This is a genomic window from Pseudomonas sp. C 49-2 (assembly GCF_003970195.1).
GTDB classification, from domain to species: Bacteria; Pseudomonadota; Gammaproteobacteria; order Pseudomonadales; family Pseudomonadaceae; genus Aquipseudomonas; species Aquipseudomonas canadensis.
The window spans coordinates 18256-39892 of sequence record NZ_RXYG01000013.1 but is presented as its reverse complement, the minus strand read 5'-3'; the positions used below and the strand labels follow the sequence as shown (position 1 = coordinate 39892).

20 protein-coding genes and 1 riboswitch are annotated in these 21637 nt (G+C 61.5%); of the genes, 12 read left to right on the top strand and 8 right to left on the bottom strand.

Annotated elements, in window-relative coordinates:
• The first annotated feature begins 30 nt into the window (after window positions 1-30).
• Window positions 31-450: a chemotaxis protein CheY gene (locus EJ576_RS23225; RefSeq protein ID WP_122724323.1), complete on the top strand. Its 420-nt coding sequence runs from the start codon at window positions 31-33 to the stop codon at window positions 448-450.
• On the opposite strand, the gene dkgB is transcribed toward EJ576_RS23225, so the two are convergent.
• The 4 genes from dkgB to EJ576_RS23205 all read right to left on the bottom strand — a co-directional run bounded on the left by dkgB (window position 447) and on the right by EJ576_RS23205 (window position 4569).
• On the bottom strand, window positions 447-1265 hold the full coding sequence (dkgB, locus tag EJ576_RS23220) for a 2,5-didehydrogluconate reductase DkgB (protein WP_122724325.1): 819 nt from the start codon (window positions 1263-1265) through the stop codon (window positions 447-449). The two genes, EJ576_RS23225 and dkgB, sit on opposite strands and share 4 nt — an antisense overlap.
• Before the next feature lie 87 nt (window positions 1266-1352).
• Window positions 1353-2285, bottom strand: a complete 933-nt coding sequence (locus EJ576_RS23215) for an ABC transporter substrate-binding protein (RefSeq protein ID WP_123474197.1) — start codon at window positions 2283-2285, stop codon at window positions 1353-1355.
• A complete protein-coding gene (locus tag EJ576_RS23210) occupies window positions 2282-2641 on the bottom strand; it encodes a ferredoxin (RefSeq protein ID WP_122684258.1) in 360 nt (119 codons plus the stop codon). Before EJ576_RS23210 ends, EJ576_RS23215 begins: the two co-directional genes overlap by 4 nt.
• Window positions 2641-4569 carry a TonB-dependent siderophore receptor gene (locus tag EJ576_RS23205; protein ID WP_126571225.1) on the bottom strand — a complete coding sequence of 643 codons (1929 nt, stop codon included), beginning with the start codon at window positions 4567-4569 and terminating at the stop codon, window positions 2641-2643. The genes EJ576_RS23210 and EJ576_RS23205 overlap by 1 nt, the downstream gene beginning before the upstream one ends.
• Before the next feature lie 90 nt (window positions 4570-4659).
• Window positions 4660-4864: riboswitch (cobalamin riboswitch) on the bottom strand.
• Between the two features lie 138 nt (window positions 4865-5002).
• Here EJ576_RS23205 and EJ576_RS23200 point away from each other — a divergent pair.
• Window positions 5003-5368: an outer membrane protein gene (locus EJ576_RS23200; RefSeq protein WP_371923954.1), complete on the top strand. Its 366-nt coding sequence runs from the start codon at window positions 5003-5005 to the stop codon at window positions 5366-5368.
• A 10-nt stretch (window positions 5369-5378) separates the two neighbouring features.
• Here the strand turns inward: EJ576_RS23200 and EJ576_RS23195 are convergent, their stop codons facing one another.
• The 4 genes from EJ576_RS23195 to EJ576_RS23180 all read right to left on the bottom strand — a co-directional run bounded on the left by EJ576_RS23195 (window position 5379) and on the right by EJ576_RS23180 (window position 9036).
• Complete coding sequence (locus EJ576_RS23195) at window positions 5379-6206, bottom strand: hypothetical protein (RefSeq protein ID WP_126571224.1); 828 nt, start codon at window positions 6204-6206, stop codon at window positions 5379-5381.
• On the bottom strand, window positions 6194-6394 hold the full coding sequence (locus EJ576_RS23190; RefSeq protein WP_122724334.1) for a hypothetical protein: 201 nt from the start codon (window positions 6392-6394) through the stop codon (window positions 6194-6196). Before EJ576_RS23190 ends, EJ576_RS23195 begins: the two co-directional genes overlap by 13 nt.
• A gap of 120 nt (window positions 6395-6514) precedes the next feature.
• Window positions 6515-7093: a helix-turn-helix domain-containing protein gene (locus EJ576_RS23185; protein ID WP_126571223.1), complete on the bottom strand. Its 579-nt coding sequence runs from the start codon at window positions 7091-7093 to the stop codon at window positions 6515-6517.
• Window positions 7081-9036 (bottom strand): FAD-dependent oxidoreductase, encoded by a 1956-nt coding sequence (locus EJ576_RS23180; RefSeq protein ID WP_126571222.1) that lies wholly within the window; start codon window positions 9034-9036, stop codon window positions 7081-7083. Before EJ576_RS23180 ends, EJ576_RS23185 begins: the two co-directional genes overlap by 13 nt.
• A 131-nt stretch (window positions 9037-9167) precedes the next feature.
• On the opposite strand from EJ576_RS23180, the gene EJ576_RS23175 reads away from it, so the two are divergent.
• From EJ576_RS23175 to EJ576_RS23130, 10 genes are all read left to right on the top strand, one after another.
• The gene (locus EJ576_RS23175) at window positions 9168-9926 is read left to right on the top strand and encodes a class II aldolase/adducin family protein (RefSeq protein ID WP_028619638.1); all 759 of its coding nucleotides are present in this window, start codon (window positions 9168-9170) and stop codon (window positions 9924-9926) included.
• A gap of 41 nt (window positions 9927-9967) precedes the next feature.
• Entirely contained in the window at window positions 9968-10606 is a 639-nt protein-coding gene (locus EJ576_RS23170; protein WP_068931796.1) for a TetR family transcriptional regulator C-terminal domain-containing protein, read from the top strand.
• A gap of 151 nt (window positions 10607-10757) precedes the next feature.
• Window positions 10758-11549: an enoyl-CoA hydratase/isomerase family protein gene (locus EJ576_RS23165; RefSeq protein WP_126571221.1), complete on the top strand. Its 792-nt coding sequence runs from the start codon at window positions 10758-10760 to the stop codon at window positions 11547-11549.
• 27 nt (window positions 11550-11576) lie between these two features.
• Entirely contained in the window at window positions 11577-12737 is a 1161-nt protein-coding gene (locus tag EJ576_RS23160; protein WP_033902111.1) for an acyl-CoA dehydrogenase family protein, read from the top strand.
• Window positions 12738-12753: 16 nt separating this feature from the next.
• Complete coding sequence (locus tag EJ576_RS23155; RefSeq protein WP_126571220.1) at window positions 12754-14862, top strand: acetate--CoA ligase family protein; 2109 nt, start codon at window positions 12754-12756, stop codon at window positions 14860-14862.
• Window positions 14852-16459: a 5-guanidino-2-oxopentanoate decarboxylase gene (locus EJ576_RS23150; RefSeq protein WP_126571219.1), complete on the top strand. Its 1608-nt coding sequence runs from the start codon at window positions 14852-14854 to the stop codon at window positions 16457-16459. The genes EJ576_RS23155 and EJ576_RS23150 overlap by 11 nt, the downstream gene beginning before the upstream one ends.
• Before the next feature lie 19 nt (window positions 16460-16478).
• Window positions 16479-18065, top strand: a complete 1587-nt coding sequence (locus EJ576_RS23145) for an ABC transporter substrate-binding protein (protein WP_126571218.1) — start codon at window positions 16479-16481, stop codon at window positions 18063-18065.
• A 150-nt stretch (window positions 18066-18215) separates the two neighbouring features.
• The gene (locus EJ576_RS23140; protein WP_126571217.1) at window positions 18216-19175 is read left to right on the top strand and encodes an ABC transporter permease; all 960 of its coding nucleotides are present in this window, start codon (window positions 18216-18218) and stop codon (window positions 19173-19175) included.
• Between the two features lie 3 nt (window positions 19176-19178).
• The gene (locus EJ576_RS23135) at window positions 19179-20006 is read left to right on the top strand and encodes an ABC transporter permease (protein WP_126571216.1); all 828 of its coding nucleotides are present in this window, start codon (window positions 19179-19181) and stop codon (window positions 20004-20006) included.
• A 3-nt stretch (window positions 20007-20009) separates the two neighbouring features.
• Window positions 20010-21629 (top strand): ABC transporter ATP-binding protein, encoded by a 1620-nt coding sequence (locus tag EJ576_RS23130; RefSeq protein WP_126571215.1) that lies wholly within the window; start codon window positions 20010-20012, stop codon window positions 21627-21629.
• The last annotated feature ends 8 nt before the right edge of the window (window positions 21630-21637 follow it).

Sequence of the window (21637 nt, the reverse complement as noted above, 5' to 3'; positions counted from 1 at the left end):
TGACGAGCGCTGCCTGCCCAGGGATTCGCCATGCCAAATAAAGCACTGACCATCCTGATTGCCGATGAACAACACCTGCAACGTTTGTATATCGAGAAAATGCTCAATCGGTTGGGATACTTCAGGATCGTACCGGTGGAAACCGTTGAAGAGGCCCAGCTGCTCACCGCTATTCCGGCCCTGCCCTTTGATGTGCTGATCATCAATGCGGGCCTGACGGCTCATGCTTGCGGGTCTCAACTCCAGGCGCACCATGTGCTGGTCTACGATCACTTGGACCTGAGTACCCGCGCTGACGTAACGTCGGCGGTGCTGGTGCGGTTGCCCGGCGTGCCTGACAACGTCAACCTTGAACACTTCATGGACATCATTGACCCACCCGCAGCCACTGCCGGCCTGCGGGTGTTGCCGTGGTTGCGCGAGTTATCCCAGCCAACAGCCGGGGTTTAATCCCATTTCGGTGCGATACCCTTGGGGCTGGTCAGGCGATGGCCGCGTTCCAGCTCGGCAATCTGTGCCATGTCGGCAGTACTCAAGGTCAGTTGCAGGGCCTTGAGGTTACTCTCCAGGTTGGTGCGCTTGGTTGACGACGGGATGACTGCGTAGCCCAATTGCATGGCCCAGGCCAGCGTCACTTGCGCTGGGGTCGCCTGATGGCGTTCGGCGATTTGCTGGATCACAGGGTCCTTGAGCACTTCGCCGTAGGCCAGGGTCATGTACGACGTGATCTGAATGCCGTTGGCGGTGGCGAAGTCCACGACCTTGCGGTTTTGCAGGTAGGGGTGCAGTTCGACCTGGTTGGTGGCGATGTTTTCGGCGCCAACGGCTGCAATCGCTTGTTTCATCAAGTCGACGGTGAAGTTGGAAATGCCGATCTGGCGGGTCAGTCCCAGGCGCTTGGCTTCCAGCAACTGGTCCATGAATTCGGCAACAGGCACCTGGTCTTCCGGCGAGGGCCAGTGGATCAGGGTCAAGTCCAGGTAGTCGGTCCTCAGTTTGCTCAGACTTTCGCGCAGGCTTGGAATCAGCTGGCCTTCGGCGAAGTTGGCGATCCAGATCTTGCTGGTGATAAACAACTGGTCACGTGGCACGCCGCTGTCGGCAATTGCCTGGCCGACGTCGGCTTCGTTCTCGTAGATCTGCGCGGTGTCGATCACACGGTAGCCCAGTTCCAGGCCGGTGCTCACCGAGTCGATCACCACCTGGCCTTGCAGGCGGAAGGTGCCGAGGCCGAAGGCCGGGATATTGTGAGTTGGGATAGACATCAGTAACTCCTGAAGGGGTATGAACAATGGAGTCGAGTATCCGCCCGTCGTTCCTTCGGAAAAACCACCGAATCCGAAAAGGACTCTTTACCGCAGGTCACGAATTGCCAGCGCCTTGAACCGCTGTGTCAATGACAGAACCACCTGACCGCTGCCCGTGTTGGGCACCACGTGGGTGAAGGGAATGTCGATCAGGCGGTTCTCGCGCACGGCGCGCAGCTTCGAAAGCACCGGGTCGGTGGTCAGCAACTGCCGCTTGCGGGTGGCCGGTGACCACAGGGCGTCGGCCAGCAGGATCACGTCCGGGTCCTTAGCCAACAGGGTTTCATTGCTGACGGTCACCCGTGACAACGGGATATCGGCCAGTACATTGCGTGCACCGGAAGCTGCCAGCAAGGTGGTGACAAAACCCCGTTCACCTTCGCTATCGAGTCCACCCACTTCACTGTCCAGGTAAAACACCGACAGCGGACGGGCATCCCCGATCAGCGCGTGGGCGTGTGCCAGGTCAGCATCCAACGCATCGCTCAGCATTTGAGCGCGCTGGGTTTTGTGCAGCAGGGCGCCGAGGGTAAACAGGTCCTGGCGAATATGTCCAAAATAATCCAGGGAGTGACCCGCGCAGGCGGACTCCAACAGGTACGACGCCACCCCGTTGCTTGCCAGACCGGTGCGCGATGTGACCCCATTACCGAACGCACTGGCAAAGCCGCCGACTACCAAGTCCGGATGCTGTGCATACAGCACTTCACTGGACGGGTATTTCGCCGCGATGACCGGCACGTCAAAGTACTCGCCATGCCGGTGTGCAATGCCGTTGTCGTCCAGGTACGCCACACCCACCAGCGTAGGACCGGCATCCAGCGCCAGTAGCAAATCGGCGGCGTGCTGGTTGAGTGCTACGATTCGCGACGGCGGTGACGGGGGCACGCTCCAATCCTGGGCGCAGTTGCGATAACTGTCTGCCAGCGCCGATGTGCCGCAGAACAGCGCGACTGGCAATAGCCAGGTTTTTTTCATGGTAGGTCCTTGATCAGCAGGTCTTGCACCACATCGCCACCCACCAGGTGCACATCCACCAGGCGCAGCACATCGGCCTTGTTGCGCACGCCATACCAGCAGCGCTCGGGATACACCGTGAGTACCGGCCCGAGGTTGCACGGGAACTGGCAATGGGTGCGCGTCAGCAGCACGCCACCGGGCACTTCGATATGCTCATGTTCCAGCAACCGGCGACGCAGGGTTTTCCACAGCTGCAAGGCGCCGCGCTGCGTACAGCGCGGGCCGGTGCACAGGAATACATGGCGGGCGTGGTCCGGCATACGGGACCAGTCGGGATGGAAGTCCACCCCGTCGATTTTGGTGATCTCAGTCATCAGAAACGATACGTGTAACGCACCTGCGACGTGAACGGGCGGCCGAGGTTATCGACGTTGCTGGCGCGGCTGGTGACGTAGTCGCGGTCGAACAGGTTTTCCACCAGCAGACTCAGGCGGTGCTGGTGGGCGTTGTCGAGGTAGCGATAGGCATCGGCGTCCACCACGGAGTAGTGGCCGTATTCGACTTTTTTCGAGCTGGTGATGTCGCGGATATAGCGGATCGCAGTACCTGCGCCCCATAAGCGGTTTTCCGATTCGAAACCGATCCGTGAACGGGCAAAAAAGCTCGGAATGTCGTTGATAGTGACACCGGTGCGGGACTCGGTGAGGTTGCGCGTCATGTCGGCTTGCAGGCTCCACTGGTCGTCGAGTGCAAGCTTGGCGTCGGCCTCGAAGCCGCGCATCTGGATCTGGCCCTGGCCGTTGACCCACTGCACATCGTCAAGCGTGATCAGGTCGGTGATCTTGCGTTTGAACAGCGTAACGCTGGCACTGAAATCACGTTCGGCCAGCAACCCTTTGTAATCGATACCCAGCTCGGCGTTGCGGCTTTTCTCCGGCTTGAGGTTGCGGTTGCCGATTTCGTCGCCTGGCTCGTTGACGAACAACTGCTCGGCGTTGGGCAGTTTGTAGGCCGTACCGTATTGGCCGCGCAGGGCCCAGTGGTCGTTGAGGTCGTAGAGCGAGGTGAGCATGCCGACGGTGGCGCTGTCGCCGCCGCTCATGGCTTCATGGCGCACGCCGATGCTGGGGTGCCAGTTGGGCAATGCGTCGATCTGCGGCCGCAATTGCGTATACAGCGCATGGGCCTGGGCCTTGTTGTCGTCGATCACGAGTACATCGTCCTGGCCCTTGAACCACTGGTTGTCGCTGCCCACCACCAGCACATGGCCGCCTGGCAATTCGGCCTTGCCTTCGGCCTGCACGCCCCAATCGGTAAAGCCCCAGTAGTCATTGTGATTGCGCACATTGCGGCCGCCATTCGCGGTGTTGTCGATCCGCGTGTAACGCGTGTCCCAGTCGTTGATATGGCCCTTGACGAAGTAGCTCAAGCGCTCGTTGATCGCCTGTTCGAAAGTGGCCGTGGCGATCTGTTGCACGCGGTCGTTAGTGGTCTTGTAGTTGTTCACCGGCCGCGCGAAATCAAGGTTGGCATCGGCATATTGGTAGAACAGTTCCAGGCGCGAGTCATCGCCAAACGACTGGATGGCCTTGGTGCCTAAGGCGGTCACTTCGTACGATCGTTTTTTGTCGCTGACGCGGCCGCTGTAGTCGCTGTTGCGAAACGGCTGGTAGCCTTCGGAGGCGTTGCGGCTGACATACGCCAGCAGGCCGAGGTCTCCCCAGCCGTTGGTGAAGATCTTCTCGACCCGCGCATCGCCGGTGGTGCCGCCGAAGGTATCGACTCCCAGGTTCACTTCACCGGACGCCTGGCGGGTCTGCGGGCTGCGCGTGACGATGTTGATTACCCCCGATACCGCCTGGGTGCCGAACAGCAGGCTCTGGCCGCCCTTGAGCACTTCGATGCGCTCGATGGCGTTGGCCGGCAACGTGTCGAGGTACAGGCCGCCATACAGGCGGTTGTTCAGGCGTACGCCGTCGAGCAGGATCAGCGTGTCATCGTTGCGCCCGCCCAGCAGGGAATAGGTGCCGTAGTCGAATGGGCCGTTTTTCGGCGCCACGTAGAGGCCGGGGATGAACATCTGCATCACCCGCGTCACGTCGGCGGCGGGGCCGGCGCGTTCGATCTGTTCGCGGGTGACGATCTCCACTTTGCTGCCGTACTGGGCCATGGCGGCGACGGTGATGGATTCCACGGAGGGGGCGCAGATGATCTGCTGGTTGAGTACCAGGGTGTTGTCGTCGGCAAGCAACAGGGGGCTGAACAGCGAGCCGAACAAAGGGATCAGGGAACGTCGAATCATAGTCTTCTCGAAAGTATCTTCGCAGAAGCACGCAGGAGAAGGCATCGCGCACACGCCGACACCGGCCCATGCCCGCCCACCGCAGGAGTTTGCCTAACAGAAATTCCAGGCCGGTCTCCGGGCTCTCGCGTATGGATCCCTTCACCTTCCCATGGCGCGCAGGCCACAGTGGTGTGTCGAAGGGGTCACGCGAATACCGTTGCGGGGGCAGCACCGGACTGGCTCAAAGAGCGTACCGGTTTCCCGTTTCACCCCAAGCACGGCGGCAGGGGGCACCTGAAACAGGGCGGCATCTGAACATTCGCATGACCGTTCGTCAACTCCGTCATCCAGGATTCTCAGGCTTTACTTGCCAGCAAGGGGGCGGCGCGGCATCGGCACCGCCAAACTCAATACCCGCCTAGCGCTGAACAACAAATTCGAATCTAAGATCATGTACCTTGGGACCCTGCGCGGTTGCTTCGGTTATGCGTTCGACCACACCCTGGTCTACGGCACGGCTGGTCAGGCCTATGGCGAAACCAGCCAGAGCGTCGACATGTTCGGCCCCGCAGGCAATACCCGGTTCAGCGGCGACCAGAGTCATTTCAAGATGGGTTATACGGTAGGAGCTGGTATCGAACAGGCCATCACCAAGAACCTGTCGTTCAAGACCGAATACCTGTACTACGACCTGGGTGAAGACAAGCTGAACGTCGCGGTGATTCCGGGCAGCGGTGGAGCAGGGACTGGGTATGATCCCAAGTTCAAGAACAATGGGCAGATGTTACGCGTCGGGTTGAACTGGAAGTTTTACTGACGTTGGAGCCTCAGGCGCAGAGGCTTTCAGCGTGCACCGGGCGCGCGGGGCGGTGTTGATGAAACTCGCCTTGTCGCTGCTTGCGGTTTTTTCGGGTATGGACCGCGTTCCAGATCGTGAAGTCGAACTGCGTGGCGGAAACGACATTTTCCTGGATCAGTGTGATGGGCGGCGGGGTGGCTGCATTTGAGTAGTGAGTATTCAGCGTGACCTCCAGTGTGTCCTTGTCTCGGTAACCGCTGAGTATGGGGATCAGCGTGAAGGCATGATCGACACCTTCGGACTCGCTCGGTGTGCCGGCGAACAGTACGATTCCGACGTAGACCTTGCGATCGTTCAAGCTGAACATGTACGGCCGGCACTGCGCGATGGACTCTCTCAGCAAAACTCTGAAAGGTGTACCCTCAAGGACACCCAGCGCCAGCAGCGAGTGGAGCTGGACGTCTGTTTCCAGCTGCAATATTTTCTTCATCGCGCCTGCATAGAACGCTGACCAGAAGAAAGGAATAACCATGGCCGTCAGCCCGACCTGTATCAGGAAAACCCATAGCGTGCCGTTTTTTTCGTTGGCAATATCAAGTTGCACCAATAGCGTGCCCAAGTATCTGCTGTAGTCTGTTGCAATGACATGACCCATGATCGGGACCGCCTGCTTTGACACTGCCAGGACGGCTGCGGTCAGAAGGGTCGAGACGATCAGGCAAGCCATCCCCATTCTGGCCACCTGCAAATAGAGCAGTTGCCCTTGGAAACGGTGCAGGCGCACGTAAAAAAAGGGATGACTGACGCAGACCATGTATCCGCTGACCAGTAATGGGACGATGATCAGCAAGCCCATGAATGATCAGCCTCCATTTTACGTACTTGGTGCAGGGCGTCCTTGTAACCCTGTGACTCCAAGACTTCGGCGGCATCCAAGCCGATGCCTGCGTATACGACTTTCCAGGTTTTACGGCACTTGACCTCTTTCACACGCTCCCACTCGTCCTGGGTCGGCTTCCCAAACAACAAATGCAATAACGACATGGCGACACCCTCGAAGAGAAGTAGCCATTTTTATAGCAAGGGAAAGGGACCCTAACCATTGATGGCCGCCTTGCCACTGTCGCCAGTTCCCGTAGGAAACGTCTCCATTTGTATGGCTGCCTAAAATGTCGGCGGTGTAATCACCCAGATCACCACGGTTTCTACCTTGCCAGGGTTGCCGTATCGATGGGGCTCACGGCTGGCGAAGCTGAAACTGTCACCGGCCTGCAGCAGGAAGTGTCGCTCACTCACCCACAACTCGAACTGGCCGCTCAGTACGTATCCCGCTTCTTCGCCTTCATGGCTGTAGTTCTGCTGGCTATACGTACCCGGCGGGAAGCTTGATTGGAGCATTTCCAGTTGGTGGTTGGGTAACGGCGTCAGCAATTGGTCGACGATGCCGTCCTCGTAATGAATGCTCTGGCGGTTGCCTTTGCGCACGACATAGCCTTCGTCCTCGACAGCGGTTACGGTTTCGCTGGCGAAGAACCACTGGATGGTCACGCCCAGGCTGCGGGCAATATTGAACAATGCGGGAATCGATGGATACGCCAGGTTACGCTCCAGCTGGCTGAGGTAGCCGGCCGTCAATTCGCTAGCCTGCGCCAGGGCCGTGAGGGTCAGGCCACGCGCCTTGCGCAGCCCACGAATGCGCGTGCCGAGAAACAGTTGCTGGGGATTGTCTGTCACAGGTTCCACGCCACTTTGAGTCCTTCGTAGATCGCTTCTTCGGCGGTGCGCGGGGCCAGGCAGTCGCCGATACGATCAAAGGGCACCAAGCCTTGCAGCTCCGCGCCCAGAGTGTCTACCGGCTGGTGGCCTTGGCACAACACCAGCGTGTCGATATTTTCCAGCAGCATCGGCTCGCCGCTGGCGGTGTGTTGCAAGTAGACCGTGGTGTCATCGCAGCCATAGAGGCGGGCGTAAGGGATGATCGGGATGCCCAGCCGATGCAGTTCGCCAGCCAATTGATCGCGTACATACAGTGGCAGGTTTTCCCCACAGTGGGTGCCATTGACCGCCAGTTGCACCTGATGGCCGGCGCGCATAAGGCGCTCGGCAATACCGGGGCCGATCCAGTCGCAACGCCAATCGACCACCACCACCGAGCGGCCCAACGTGACCTGCTCGCGCAGCACCTGCCAGGCATCCACCACCTGAAGCTCGCCACCCTGTTCGAAGGCTGGCCAATAAGGCTCGGCGCCGGTGGCAATGATGACGTGATCGGGCTGTTCCTGTTCCACCCATTTACGGTCGACCCGGGTATGGCGTACCACCCGTACCCCCGCCAGTTCCATTTCACGTTGCAGGTTGGTACTGGCCCCGCCGAATTCGCTGCGCCGTGGTAGCAGTTGGGCCAGCAACACTTGCCCGCCGAGTTGACCGCTGGCTTCGTACAGCGTTACCGCATGCCCGCGTTTCGCGGCGACTGCCGCTGCTTTCATGCCCGCCGGGCCACCGCCCACCACCATGATGCGTTTGGGCTTCACTGCCTGTTGCAACTCACCAAACACCAACTCGCGACCGGTCTCGGGATGCTGAATACAGGAGATCGGCAGCCCCTTGTGAAAATGACCAATGCAGGCTTGATTGCAGGCGATGCACGCCCGCACGTCTTCGGTACGGCCCTCAAGGGTCTTGGCCGGCATCTGCGGGTCGCAGATCAACGCACGCGTCATGCCGCAGACATCGGCCTGGCCCCGCGCCAATATCAGTTCGGCTTCCTGGGGCTGATTGATTCGCCCTGTGACGAATAGCGGAATCGACAGGCTGGCCTTGAACGTCGCCGCCTCGTTGGCGAGGTACGCGGCGGCAATCGCCATGGGTGGCACGATGTGGACTGCGCCGCCCAGGGACGCTGATGTGCCCGCGACGATATGCACGTAATCCAGCTGGGTTTGCAGGTGTTGAACGGCTTCAAGCGACTCGTTTTCAGTGAGGCCTTCGGCGTCGCGTTCATCGGCAGAAATGCGCAGCCCGATAATGAACTGTTCGTCGGTGGCGGCCCTTACGGCTTCGATGATTTCCCTCAAGAACTTCAACCGATGTTCCAGAGAACCGTTGTAATCATCGGTACGCTGGTTTACCCGAGGATTGAGAAACTGCGCCGGCAGATAACCATGGCTGGCAACCACTTCCACCCCATCGATCCCGGCTTCATGCAAGCGCCTGGCAGCGCAGGCATAACCCGCGACGATCTCGTTGATCATCGCCTGGTCCAGCGCTCGTGGCATCACGCGAAAGCGTTCATTCGGCACCCCAGACGCCGAGTACGCCACGGCCAGCAGGCCATCGGCCGACTCCATGATTTCCCGGCCCGGATGGAAGATCTGCGACAGCACCACGGTGCCGTGGGCATGGCAGGTCTTGGCCAATTCGCGGTAGCCGTCAATGCAGCTGTCTTCGGTCGCCATCAGCACATGGGAGGTATAGCGCGCACTGTCATGCACCCCGGCCACCTGTAACACGATCAGCCCCACACCGCCTTCGGCGCGAGCACGGTGGTAGGCGATCAACTGCGCATTGACCCGGTTATCGGTAGGCATAGAGGTGTCATGCCCGCTGGACATGATGCGGTTTTTCAGGCGTTTGCCACGCAGCTCCAGCGGTTCGAACAGGTGGGGAAAGGTCGGGTGCGACATGGTGCGGATACTCCAGGCGCTGTTATTGTTATTTTTCTATAGGAGGCGAGCATCAGTAAAAAATCAACTTGTTTTTTTACTATTGACTGGATTAGCGTCGCCCTCACCAACCCCGTGCCTGGAGAATAAAAATGACTCACTCCATCGAACAGCAGCTGCGTGAACAGCTCGCCGCGTGCTATCGATTGATCGCGCACTACCGCATGAGTGATCTGATTTTCACGCATATTTCGGTGCGCATCCCTGGGCCCGAGCATCACTTCCTGATCAATCCCTACGGGCTGATGTTCGACGAAATCACCGCCTCGAGCCTGGTGAAGATCGGCCTGGACGGTCACGCCGTGGAGCCCTCGGCTTATGCGGTCAACCCGGCGGGCTTCGTGATTCATAGTGCGATTCATGGCGCCCGCGAAGACGCTCAGTGCGTGCTGCACACCCACACCCGCGCAGGCTGTGCAGTGGCGGCCTTGGAGTGCGGCTTGTTACCGGTGAACCAGATCTCCATGGAGTTCTACGGCAAGGTGGCCTACCACGATTACGAAGGTGTGGCCCTGGACATGGATGAGCAGCAGCGGCTGGTGCGGGACCTGGGCGACAAGCCGGTGCTGATGCTGCGCAACCATGGTTTGCTGACGGTGGGTGAGACTGTCAGCCAGGCGTTCCTGCGCATGTATTACCTGGAGAAGGCCTGCGATATCCAGATTGCCGCCCAGGCGTGCGGCAAGCTGGTGCTGCCGTCTGACGAGGTCTGCGCCTACACCGAACAGCAATTCAACAACCCTGGCCGCCCGCTGGAAGAGGGTGAGTTGGTCGACCTGGACGCCATGCAACTGGCCTGGGCGGCGTTGCTGCGGATGCTGGATCGGGTGTCGCCGGGCTATCGCGACTGAGGTAGAGTCGTGATGCCGACTCAATCGTAGGAATTTGCCGCATGACCCAGGAATCCCGTTTTTCCCGGATGGACCCGGAAGTGCGCAAGGCCAATCTGGTCCAGGCCACGCTCACGTGTCTCAAGCGTGATGGTTTCCAGGGTGCGTCGATCCGCAAGATCAGCGCCGAGGCCGGGGTGTCGGTGGGGCTGATCAGCCATCACTATTCGGGCAAGGATGAGCTGGTGGCGGAGGCCTACCGCACCATCACCGACCAGGTCATGAGCCTGCTGCGCGAAACCATGGCCAAGGCGCCGCCGAACCCCCGGGAGCGCCTGTCGGCGTTGTTCCGTGGTTCGTTTTCCGCCGAATTGCTCGACCCGCACCTGCTGGACGCCTGGCTGGTGTTCTGGGGCGCGGTCAAGACCGCGCCGGCGATCAACCTGGCTCACGAACACTCCTATGGCGAATACCGCACCATCATGCGTTCGGCGCTGACCGACATGGCCAAGGAGGAGGGCTGGAAGCACTTCGACGCCGATCTGGCCGCCATCGGCCTGAGCGCACTGCTCGACGGGTTGTGGCTGGAGTCGGGGCTCAACCCCGGCACGTTCACGCCGCAGCAGGGTATCCAGATCTGCGAAGCTTGGGTCGATGGCCTGCAGGCCGGTGGTCGCCAGCGTTATCAGCTCAAACCCTGAGTCTTCAGCAGCCGCCTGAACGCAAGGTTCAGGTCGGCCATTTCCCCTTCTGAAAATATTTGCGGTTTGCCGATTGCCTTCTTACTGAACACTTGTTTAGTATCGCCTCATGTCGCACCCCTCAAGCCAACTAAAATAATTCGAGGAAGCCATGACTACCGATTCGCCCGTGCTTACTCATGTGCAAGCTGGCGTTGCCTGGATCACCCTCAATCGTGGCCCGCAGCGCAACGCCTTGGACATTCCCACCCTCAAGCACCTGCACGCCTTGCTCGACGCCTTCAACACCGACCCCGCTGTGCGCGTGGTGGTATTGACCGGCAACGGTCGCAGCTTTTGCGCCGGGGCCGACCTGGCCGAGTGGGCTGATGCCGAAGCCCGTGGCGCCCTCGAAACCTATGGCTGGACCGAAACCGCCCACGCCTTGATGACTCGCCTGCACACCCTCGACAAACCCACGATTGCCGCCATCAACGGCACCGCCGTCGGCGCGGGCATGGACCTGACCCTGTGCTGCGACTTGCGCGTCGCCGCCCAATCGGCGCGCTTCAAAGCCGGCTACACAGGCATGGCCTACTCGCCCGACGCCGGTGCCAGTTGGCACTTGCCGCGCCTGATCGGCAGCGAACAAGCCAAGCGCCTGCTTTTCCTTGACGAACTGTGGAGCGCCGACCGCGCCCTGGCCGCCGGCCTTGTCGGGGAAGTGGTTGCGGATGATCAACTGCACGCCCACACCACCGAACTCGCCGCGCGCCTGGCCAACGGCCCGACCTTCGCCTTCGCCCAGACCAAGACCCTGATCCGTGAAGGTGCCGACCGCAGCCTGCCCGAGCAACTGCAGGCGGAACTGGCCGCTGGCCTGTTGTGCGGACGCAGTGCCGATGGCGCCGAAGCCTTGCGCGCCTCCCTGGAAAAACGCCTCCCGAATTTCTCCGGCAAATAACAACAACACCCCCGAACAGGTAGCGCCATGAATTTCCAACTCAGCCAAGAACAAGACATGTTGGTGGACGCGGTACGCAGTTTTGTTGCCAAGGAATTGTTGCCCCATGAAGAGGCGGTGGACCGTGCCGATGAGGTTTCGCCCGAGTTGGCTGCGCAGATTCGCGATAAGGCGATTGCCGCTGGGTTCTATGCCTTCAACATGCCGGAAGAAGTGGGCGGCGGTGGCCTGGACTACCTGTCCCAGGCGCTGATCGAGCGGGAGTTGTCCAAAGTCTCGTGGGCGCTGCATGTGTTTGTCGCGCGGCCGTCCAAGATCCTGATGGCGTGCACCGGCTCGCAGATTGGCGACTACCTGTTGCCCTGCGTGCAAGGCAAGAAAATCGACTGTTTTGCCTTGACCGAACCCGGCGCCGGTTCCGACGCCAATGCCATCAAGACCCGCGCCGTGCGCAGTGGCGATGACTTCGTGATCAACGGCAGCAAGCACTTCATCAGCCACGCCGGGCACGCCGATTTCGCCATCGTGTTTGCGGTCACTGATACCTACGAACACAACGGTCGACAGCGCAACGCGGTGACTTCGTTCCTGGTGGACCGGGGGACGCCGGGCATGACCATCCGCCGTGGCCCCAAGTGCGTGAGCAACCGGGGTTATCACACCTACGAAATGTTCTTTGACGACTGCCGCGTACCGGCGTCCAAGGTACTGGGCGAAGTGGGTAAAGGCTGGGAAGTAGCCAACGCCTGGCTCACCGCTGGTCGTGTGATGGTGGCCGCCAACTGCGTCGGCCAGGCCCAGCGCGCGCTGGATGTGTCGTTGCAATGGGCGGCGGACCGCAAACAGTTCGGCCAGCCGATCGGCACCTACCAAGGCGTGAGTTTCAAGTTGGCCGACATGGCCACGCAGATTCGAGCCGCTGAACTGCTGACCTTGCACACCGCCTGGAAAATGGACCAAGGCAGCATGACCGACGGCGAGGCCGGCATGGCCAAGCTGTTTGCCAGTGAAACCCTGGGCAAGGTCGCTGACGAAGCCGTGCAGATTTTCGGCGGCATGGGCTTGATGGATGAAGGGCCGGTCGAGCGCATCTGGCGCAACGCACGGATCGAGCGGATCTGGGAAGGCACGTCGGAAATCCAGCGCCATATCATCGCCCGTGAACTGTTGCGGCCACTGTTGCGTTGAGCGGCGAGGAGAGCGTATGTCCCAGGCTATTCGCGACAACCTCAAGCGTTTGCTGGCGCCCCGGCACCTGGCATTCGTTGGCGGACGCAGCATGGCGCGCGCGCTCAAGCGCTGTGCCGACGGTGGTTTTACCGGGCCGATGTGGCTGGTCAACCCGCAATATGACAGCCTCGATGGCATCCCCTGTGTGCGCCGCGTGGCCGATTTACCGTGTGGGCCGGATGCGGTGTTTATCGCCACCAACCGTGAATTGACGCTGACCTGCGTCGCTGAACTGGCCGCTATGGGCACTGGTGGCGCGATTTGCTACGCCTCCGGTTTTGCCGAAACCGGTGCCAGCGGCGCCGCCATGCAGCAGCAGCTCTTAAAGGCGGCGGGCGACATGGCCTTGCTTGGCCCCAACTGCTACGGCCTGCTGGATTACCTGCACAGCTCGGCGTTGTGGCCGGTGGCCCACGGCGGCAAGTCGGTGGAGAAGGGCGTGGCGGTGCTCACCCAGAGCGGCAACTTCGCCTACAACCTGTCGATGAGCGACCGTTCGCTGCCGGTGGCCTACATGGCCTCGGTCGGTAACCAGGCGCAACTGGGCGTTGCCGAACTGATGGATGTGTTGCTCGATGAGCCGCGCGTCACCGCCATCGGCCTGCACCTGGAAGGCTTGAAGAATGTGCCGGGGTTTGCCCGGGCGGCGCACAAGGCGCTGGAGAAAGGCATTCCGATCATTGCGCTGAAAACCGGTGTGTCGCAGATTGGCGCCGAGCTGGCCTTGAGTCACACCAGTTCGTTGTCCGGCTCCGACGCGCTGTACGACAGCCTGTTTGCGCGACTGGGGGTGATTCGCGTCAGCGGGCCAGTGAGTTTTGTCGAAACCCTCAAGGCTGCCGCATGCGGCAATCTTCCGGCCGGCAATCGCTTGATTGCATTGGCCTGTTCGGGTGGCGATGCGGGGCTGATTGCCGATTATGCCGAACGCAATCATCTGGCCTTGCCGAAACTGGACGAAGACCAACGCGCTGAACTGGCCCAGGTACTGCCCAGCTACGCGAACCTGGTCAACCCGCTGGATTTCACCACCGCCATCTGGGGCGACCGTGAAGCCCTCAACGCCATGCTCGACACCGCCCTGCGAACCGACGCCGATGCGGCCATGCTGGTGCTGGATTACCCGGCTGAATTCACCGGCGAGCGCAAGGAGTGCGACCTGCTGCTGGCGCTGTTCTGCGCCGCGCTCGGTCGCCATGGCAAGACCGGATTTGTCACCTCGGCGTTTCCCGAACTGTTGCCGGCCCATGCCCGCGAGCGCCTGCATGCTCAGGGGATTGCTGCGCTGCAAGGCGTAGAAGATGCACTGGCCGCTTGGGGGCGGATTGCCGACTACTCGAACAACCGTCGCGTGTTGCTGGAGCGAGGCGAGTCGATCCTCGAGCCCTTGTGCCCAAAAGCCCTGGATGACAGCGGCGGGGCCCTGGACGAGTGGGCCTCCAAGCAAGCCCTGCGTGCATTCGGCCTGACCACACCGGACGGCGTGCTGAGTACGCCGGGAAGGGCGCTTAACGATGCAGAGTTGCTGGGCTATCCCTTGGTGCTCAAGGCGGTCAGCGCACAGTTGCCGCATAAGACCGAGGCCGGTGCCGTGGTGCTGAACTTGCAAAACGGCATGGCCTTGACCAGCGCACTTGGGCAGATGCGCGAGCAAATCGCCGCTTATGCGCCCAATGTTGCCTTTGACCAATTGCTGCTGGAGTCCATGGCTACACCGCCATTGGCCGAGTTGATCGTGGGCATCAAGCGCGAAAACGACTTCGGCCTGGCCCTGGTCATCGGCGCCGGCGGGATCCTGGTGGAACTGCTCAAGGACAGTCGCAGCCTGTTGTTGCCGACCACCGACAGTGCGATCCGCAACGCCTTGCTCAGCCTGCGCAGTGCCGCGTTATTGCAGGGTTTTCGCGGGCGGGAAGTGGCGGATATGGATGCATTGGTCGCCGCGATCCGTGCCGTGGCGGACTACGCCTGCGCCAACGCCGGGCAGTTGCTGGAGCTGGATGTGAACCCATTGTTGGTCAATGCCCAGGGCGCCACGGCGGTCGATGCATTGATCCGTCTAGGAGATGAACATGCACAATAAAACCCTGACCGGCGGGCAGGCCCTGGTGCGGTTGCTGGCCAATTATGGCGTCGACACGGTGTTCGGCATCCCCGGCGTGCACACCCTGGAGCTGTATCGCGGCCTGCCCGGCAGTGGCATTCGCCATGTGCTCACACGGCATGAGCAAGGTGCCGGCTTTATGGCTGACGGCTACGCGCGAGTCAGCGGCAAGCCGGGGGTGTGTTTTGTGATCACCGGTCCCGGCGTGACCAATGCCGCCACCGCTATTGGTCAGGCGTACGCTGATTCGATTCCGATGCTGGTGATTTCCAGCGTCAACAGTACTGCCAGCCTCGGCAAAGGTTGGGGCATCCTGCATGAGACCCAGGACCAGCGCGCCATCACGGCGCCGATCACCGCGTTTTCGGCGGTGGCACTGAGCACCGAGGATTTGCCTGAATTGGTCGCCCGCGCCTACGCGGTGTTCGACAGCGAGCGACCCCGTCCGGTGCATATCTCGGTGCCGCTGGACGTGTTGGCCGCGCCGATCCAGCGGGACTGGAGCAGCGAGGTAGTGCGCCGCCCTGGTCGCGGCTTGCCGTCGGCTGAAGCCTTGGAGCAGGCCGTGGCCAAACTCGCGTCAGCCAAGCGGCCCATGATCATTGCCGGTGGCGGTGCATTGGCGGCGGGCGAGGCTTTGCAACGGTTGAGCGCCCAGTTGGCGGCGCCGTGCTTCACCAGCGTGGCCGGCAAGGGTTTGTTGCCCATCAACGACCCGCTGAATGCCGGTTCCACCCTCTGCGTCGAACCTGGCTGGCAACTGATCAGCGAAGCGGATGTGGTGCTGGCGGTGGGCACGGAAATGGCCGACACCGACTATTGGCGTGAGCGTTTGCCCCTCAACGGCGAGCTGTTGCGGGTGGATATCGACGTGCGCAAGTTCAATGACTTCTATCCCTGTGCCGTGGCACTTAAAGGCGATGCACAGCAGACCGTGCTGGCCTTGCTGGAGCGCCTCCCGGCCACATCCCGCAACGCTGACGCCGCCATCGCGTCAGTGGCGGCATTGCTGCAGGCGGTCGAGTTGGGACACGGGCCGTTGCAGTCTATCCACCAAGCCATTCTCGACCGTATCGAAGCCGAACTTCCGGCTAATGCGTTCATTAGCAGCGACATGACCCAACTGGCCTACACCGGCAATTACGCCTACCGCAGCCGTGCGCCGCGCAGCTGGTTGCATCCCACCGGCTACGGCACCTTGGGTTACGGCTTGCCCGCAGGCATCGGCGCCAAGTTCGGCGCGCCACAACGGCCGGGTTTGGTGCTGGTGGGCGACGGTGGTTTCCTCTACACCGCCCAGGAACTGGCCACCGCCGTCGAAGAGCTGGACAGCCCGTTGGTGGTGCTGTTGTGGAACAACGACGCCCTCGGCCAAATCCGCGATGACATGCTCAACCTGGACATTGAACCCATCGGCGTGTTGCCGCGTAACCCGGATTTTGCACTGTTCGCCCAGGCGTTCGGTTGCGCCGTGAACCAGCCCCGCACCCTGGATGAATTGCAGACGGACCTGCGCAACGCTTTCAAACGCAATGGCGTGACCTTGATCGAGTTGAAACATGCCTGTGCCTGTTGACCTTTAGAGAGACAAGACCATGAGCGAAAACAACAACAAAATGACTCAAGCGATGCACCGCCGCGACTTCCTCAAACACAGCGCCGTGGCTGGCGCGGTGGCCGCGGCGTTTTCCATGGGCTTGCCGTTGCAGGCGTTTGCCGCAGACGCCACGCCCAAACCGGGCGGCGTGCTGCGCCTGGGCCTGGCCGGTGGCAGCACCACCGATTCCCGCGATCCGGGGTCCTGGGTCGATACCTTCACCTTTGTCGGTTTTTCGGCGGTGTACAACACCCTCACGGAAATCGCGGTGGACGGCAGCGCGATTCCCGAACTGGCCGAGCGCTTTGAGTCCACGCCGGATGCTCGGGTGTGGACCTTCCACCTGCGCCCTGGCGTAACCTTCCATAACGGTAAAAGTCTGACCGCCGAAGACGTGGTGGCCTCGATCAACCATCACCTGGACGCCAAGTCCACCTCGGCCGCCAAGACCGTATTGGGCGATGTGGCCAGCGTGAGCGCCAAGGGCAGCGATGCGGTGGTGTTCGAACTGCATTCAGGCAATGCCGACTTCGCCTACGTCGTCGCCGATTACCACCTGGTGATCATGCCCGCCAAGGATGGCGTGGCCGACTGGCAAGCCGGCGTGGGCACCAGTGGCTATCGCCTGAAAAGCTTCGAACCCGGCGTGCGGATGGACCTTGAACGCAACCCCGACTACTGGAAACCCGGCCGCGCGCACTTCGCCAGTGCCGAATTGCTTGCCATCGCCGACGGCGCCGCGCGGGTCAATGCGCTGGTCACCGGCCAGGTGGATGTGATCAACAAGGTCGACCTGAAGACCGTGGCCTTGCTCAAGCGCAATCCAGCGCTGGTGATCGAGGAAACCAAAGGCGCCCAGCACTACACCTTCCCGATGCTGTGCGACAGCAACGAGTTCAAGAACAACGACATCCGCATGGCCATGAAGCACGCGATCAACCGTGAGACGCTGTTGGCTTCGGTACTGCACGGCTACGGCCTGGTGGGCAACGACCACCCGATCCAGCCCGGCAGTCGTTTTATCAACGCGGCACTGGAGCAGCGTGCCTACGACCCGGACAAGTCGCGCTTCTACCTGCGCAAGGCCGGTGTGGAGTCGCTCAAGGTGCGCCTGCAAGCTTCTGACGCGGCCTACACCGGTGCGGTTGACGCCTCGGTATTGTTCAAGGAGCAGGCACGCCAAGCGGGTATCGACATCGATGTAGTGCGTGAACCGGCCGATGGGTTCTTCTCCAACGTCTGGATGAAGCAGCCGTTCACCACTTCGTTCTGGTACAGCAGCCTGACCGCCGACCGCATGTTCAGCATCGGCTACGCCAAAGGCGCGGCGTGGAATGAAACCCACTGGGACAACCCGCGCTTCAACCAACTGCTCAACGCCGCCCGTGGCGAGATGAACGCGCCGTTGCGCCAGGAGATGTACAACGAAATGCAGGCTCTGTGCCGGGATGACGGCGGCGCGATTGTGCCGCTGTTTGCCAGCTCCGTGGCGGCGCGCTCGAACAAGGTCAACCACGGGCCGCTGACCGCGCCCTATGGTGAGTTGGATGGGCTGCGGCTGATCGAGCGGTGGTGGCAGGCCTAGAGATCCTCCAGACAATGAAGACCAAAAATGTGGGAGGGGGCTTGCCCCCGATGACGGTGTGTCAGTCACCGAATCGATTGCGGGTCCACCGCTATCGGGGGCAAGCCCCCTCCCACAGTCGAACGGTGATGGTTTCTGGAAGGTGTCGCTATGAATAGCCTGTTGAAGCTGGTCCTGCAACGCCTGGCCCTGGGGGTGCTGTCGTTGTTCGCCGTGTCGGTGATCATCTTTCTCGCCGTGGGCATGCTGCCGGGGGATATTGCCCAGGCCATGCTCGGCCAGTCCGCCACACCGGAAACCGTGGCGGCGTTTCGCGCGCAGTTGGGCCTGGATCTGCCGCCGTTCACGCGCTTTGCGCACTGGTTGCTGCGCCTGCTGCACGGCGACCTGGGGGCGTCGCTGGCCAACCAACGGCCCATCGCCGAGCTGATCGGCGCGCGATTGGGTAACACCCTGAGCCTGGCTGCATTGGCGGCGTTGGTTTCGGTGCCCACGGCGCTGGTGCTGGGCATGCTGGCAGCGCTGTACCGCAACAGCTGGTTCGATCGCCTGCTCAATACCTCGGCGTTGAGCGCCGTGTCGTTTCCGGAGTTCTTCGTCGCCTACCTGCTGATCCTGGTGTTCTCGGTGAAACTCGGCTGGTTCCCCAGCCTGTCCAATCTGGCGCCGGATGCCACCTTTGGCACGATCCTGGAACGCTCGGTACTGCCGGTGGCGACCCTGAGCCTGGTGGTGATCGCGCAGATGATGCGCATGACCCGCGCGTCCCTGATCAACCTGCTCGCCAGCCCCTATATCGAAATGGCTCGCCTGAAGGGCATCCGTCAGTCGCGGATTATCTGGCGGCATGCGTTGCCCAACGCGCTGGCGCCGATCGTCAACGTGATCGCGCTGAACCTGGCCTATCTGGTGGTGGGGGTGGTGGTAGTCGAAGTGGTGTTTGTCTATCCGGGCCTTGGCCAGTTGCTGGTGGACTCGGTATCCAAGCGCGACATCCCGGTGGTGCAGGCGTGCAGCCTGATCTTTGCCGCCACTTACATCCTGCTCAATACCGGGGCGGACGTGTTGTCCATCGCCAGCAACCCACGCCTGATGCATCCCAAGGGGTAGCCCATGAACCTGTTGAGCCAAGTGGCCCGTGCGCCGTTGAGCGCCAAGTTCGGCTTGCTGATTATTCTGTTGTACATCGCGGTGGCTGTGTTCGCGCCGTTGCTGGCGCCCTATGGCGAAACCCAGGTAGTGGGCGAGGGCTTTGCGCCCTGGAGCGGCCAGTTCCTGCTGGGCACCGATAACCTGGGGCGCGATATGTTCAGCCGTTTGGTGTACGGCGCGCGCAACACGCTGGGCATTGCTTTCCTGACGACTACGCTGGCGTTTTTGTTGGGTGGATTGAGTGGCTTGGTAGCGGCGATCAAGGGCGGTTGGATTGACCAGGGCTTGTCGCGGGTGGTGGATGTGCTGATGGCGATCCCGCAACTGATCTTCGCCTTGCTGATTCTCAGCGTAGTGGGCACCAACGCCACGTCGTTGGTGTTGGTGATTGCGTTGCTGGATTCGACACGGGTGTTTCGCCTGTCCCGTGCGGTGGCAATGACCGTGGTGGTGCAGGACTTTGTCGAAGCCGTCCGCCTGCGCGGTGAAGGCCTGTGGTGGCTGGTCACCCGCGAAGTGTTGCCCAACGCTGCCGCGCCGCTGATTGCCGAATTCGGCCTGCGCTTCTGTTTTGTGTTCCTGTTTATCAGCGCGTTGTCGTTCCTTGGCCTGGGCATTCAGCCGCCCACTGCCGACTGGGGCAGCATGGTGCGTGACAACGCGGTGTTGATCACCTTCGGCGACATCAGCCCGTTGCTGCCGGCCCTGGCGGTGGCGTTGATCACCGTCAGCGTGAATTTTGTCGTCGACTGGATGCTGCACAAATCCAGCGGCCTGAAGGAGTGTTGAAGGATGGACAAGCCATTGCTGGAAATCCGCAACCTGCAGATCGAAGGGCATTACGAAGACGCCTGGCACCCGCTGATCAAGGGCATCGACCTGACCTTGCAACGCGGTGAAGTGCTGGGTTTGATCGGCGAGTCGGGGGCGGGCAAATCCACCCTGGGGCTGGCGGCGATGGGGTATGCGCGGGACGGTTGCCGCATCATTGGCGGCTCGGTGTGTTTTGACGGCATCCAATTGCTGCAGGCCAAGCCCGAGGCGCTGCGCAAGCTGCGTGGCCTGCGCATTGCCTATGTGGCGCAGAGCGCGGCGGCGTCGTTCAACCCGGCGCATCGCCTGATCGATCAGCATGTGGAAACGGCGGTGATCAATGGCGGTATCGATCGCGCCCAGGCCGAGCGTGAAGCGGTGGAGTTGTATCGCGTGCTGCGCCTGCCCAACCCGGAAACCATCGGCCAGCGTTATCCTCATCAAGTCTCCGGCGGGCAGTTGCAGCGTGTCATGACCGCGATGGCCATGGCCAGTCACCCGGACCTGATCATCTTTGACGAGCCCACCACGGCCCTCGACGTGACCACCCAGATAGACGTGCTGGCCGCGATCCGCGATGCGGTGAAAACCTACGGCAGTGCCGCGCTGTACATCAGCCACGACCTGGCGGTGGTGGCGCAGATGGCCGACCGTATCATGGTGCTGCGCCACGGCAAGTTGGTAGAAGAGGCGGACACCCGCAGCATGCTCAGCCAGCCGCAGCAGGACTACACCAAATCCCTGTGGGCGGTGCGCAGTTTTCGCACCGAGCCCAAGGCCTGTCCGACGCAGGAACGGCCACTGCTGGAGGTGTGCCAAGTGAGCGCCAGTTATGGGCATCAGCCGGTGCTGCATGACGTGTCGATGAGGCTCTATCGCGGCCAGACCCTGGCAGTGATCGGTGAGTCGGGCAGCGGCAAGAGCTCCACAGCGCGGTTGATTACCGGACTGTTGCCGGCCACGGCGGGGCAGGTGCTGTACGACGGCGAGGCGTTGCCAGTCGACTTTCGTCAGCGCAGCAAGGAGCAATTGCGGCGGATCCAGATGATCTACCAGATCCCCGACACCGCGCTGAACCCGCGCCAGCGCATCGTCGACATCATTGGCCGGCCGCTGACGTTTTACCTGGGGCTCAAGGGCAAGGCGATGCGCGCTCGTGTCGCCGAGTTGCTGGAGATGATCGAGTTGGACCCGGCGGTGTTCATGGAGCGCCAACCGAGGGAACTGTCCGGTGGCCAGAAACAGCGTATCTGCATTGCCCGCGCCTTGGCAGCTGACCCGCAACTGATCATCTGTGATGAAGTCACATCGGCCCTCGATCAACTGGTGGCCGAGGGCGTGCTGAAGTTGCTCAACCGCATCCAGCAGCAACTGGGCGTGGGCTACCTGTTTATCACCCATGACGTCGCCACCGTGCGCGCCATCGCCGACGAAGTGGTGGTGATGCAGCGGGGCAGGGTGGTGGACCAGGGCACTCGCAGCGCGATTTTCACCCCGCCGTACCAGGACTACACCGGCCTGCTGTTTTCATCGGAGCCCGAGATGGACCCCGACTGGCTCGATCATTTGCTGGCCCAACGGGCGGCGCACACCGTTTGAGGAGTTTG

Coding starts and splice junctions, on each gene's coding strand:
- EJ576_RS23225 (WP_122724323.1), top strand. CDS start 31: ATGCCAAATAAAGCACTGACCATCCTGATTGCCGATGAACAACACCTG.
- dkgB (WP_122724325.1), bottom strand. CDS start 1,265: ATGTCTATCCCAACTCACAATATCCCGGCCTTCGGCCTCGGCACCTTC.
- EJ576_RS23215 (WP_123474197.1), bottom strand. CDS start 2,285: ATGAAAAAAACCTGGCTATTGCCAGTCGCGCTGTTCTGCGGCACATCG.
- EJ576_RS23210 (WP_122684258.1), bottom strand. CDS start 2,641: ATGACTGAGATCACCAAAATCGACGGGGTGGACTTCCATCCCGACTGG.
- EJ576_RS23205 (WP_126571225.1), bottom strand. CDS start 4,569: ATGATTCGACGTTCCCTGATCCCTTTGTTCGGCTCGCTGTTCAGCCCC.
- EJ576_RS23200 (WP_371923954.1), top strand. CDS start 5,003: ATGTACCTTGGGACCCTGCGCGGTTGCTTCGGTTATGCGTTCGACCAC.
- EJ576_RS23195 (WP_126571224.1), bottom strand. CDS start 6,206: ATGGGCTTGCTGATCATCGTCCCATTACTGGTCAGCGGATACATGGTC.
- EJ576_RS23190 (WP_122724334.1), bottom strand. CDS start 6,394: ATGTCGTTATTGCATTTGTTGTTTGGGAAGCCGACCCAGGACGAGTGG.
- EJ576_RS23180 (WP_126571222.1), bottom strand. CDS start 9,036: ATGTCGCACCCGACCTTTCCCCACCTGTTCGAACCGCTGGAGCTGCGT.
- EJ576_RS23175 (WP_028619638.1), top strand. CDS start 9,168: ATGACTCACTCCATCGAACAGCAGCTGCGTGAACAGCTCGCCGCGTGC.
- EJ576_RS23170 (WP_068931796.1), top strand. CDS start 9,968: ATGACCCAGGAATCCCGTTTTTCCCGGATGGACCCGGAAGTGCGCAAG.
- EJ576_RS23165 (WP_126571221.1), top strand. CDS start 10,758: ATGACTACCGATTCGCCCGTGCTTACTCATGTGCAAGCTGGCGTTGCC.
- EJ576_RS23160 (WP_033902111.1), top strand. CDS start 11,577: ATGAATTTCCAACTCAGCCAAGAACAAGACATGTTGGTGGACGCGGTA.
- EJ576_RS23155 (WP_126571220.1), top strand. CDS start 12,754: ATGTCCCAGGCTATTCGCGACAACCTCAAGCGTTTGCTGGCGCCCCGG.
- EJ576_RS23150 (WP_126571219.1), top strand. CDS start 14,852: ATGCACAATAAAACCCTGACCGGCGGGCAGGCCCTGGTGCGGTTGCTG.
- EJ576_RS23145 (WP_126571218.1), top strand. CDS start 16,479: ATGAGCGAAAACAACAACAAAATGACTCAAGCGATGCACCGCCGCGAC.
- EJ576_RS23140 (WP_126571217.1), top strand. CDS start 18,216: ATGAATAGCCTGTTGAAGCTGGTCCTGCAACGCCTGGCCCTGGGGGTG.
- EJ576_RS23135 (WP_126571216.1), top strand. CDS start 19,179: ATGAACCTGTTGAGCCAAGTGGCCCGTGCGCCGTTGAGCGCCAAGTTC.
- EJ576_RS23130 (WP_126571215.1), top strand. CDS start 20,010: ATGGACAAGCCATTGCTGGAAATCCGCAACCTGCAGATCGAAGGGCAT.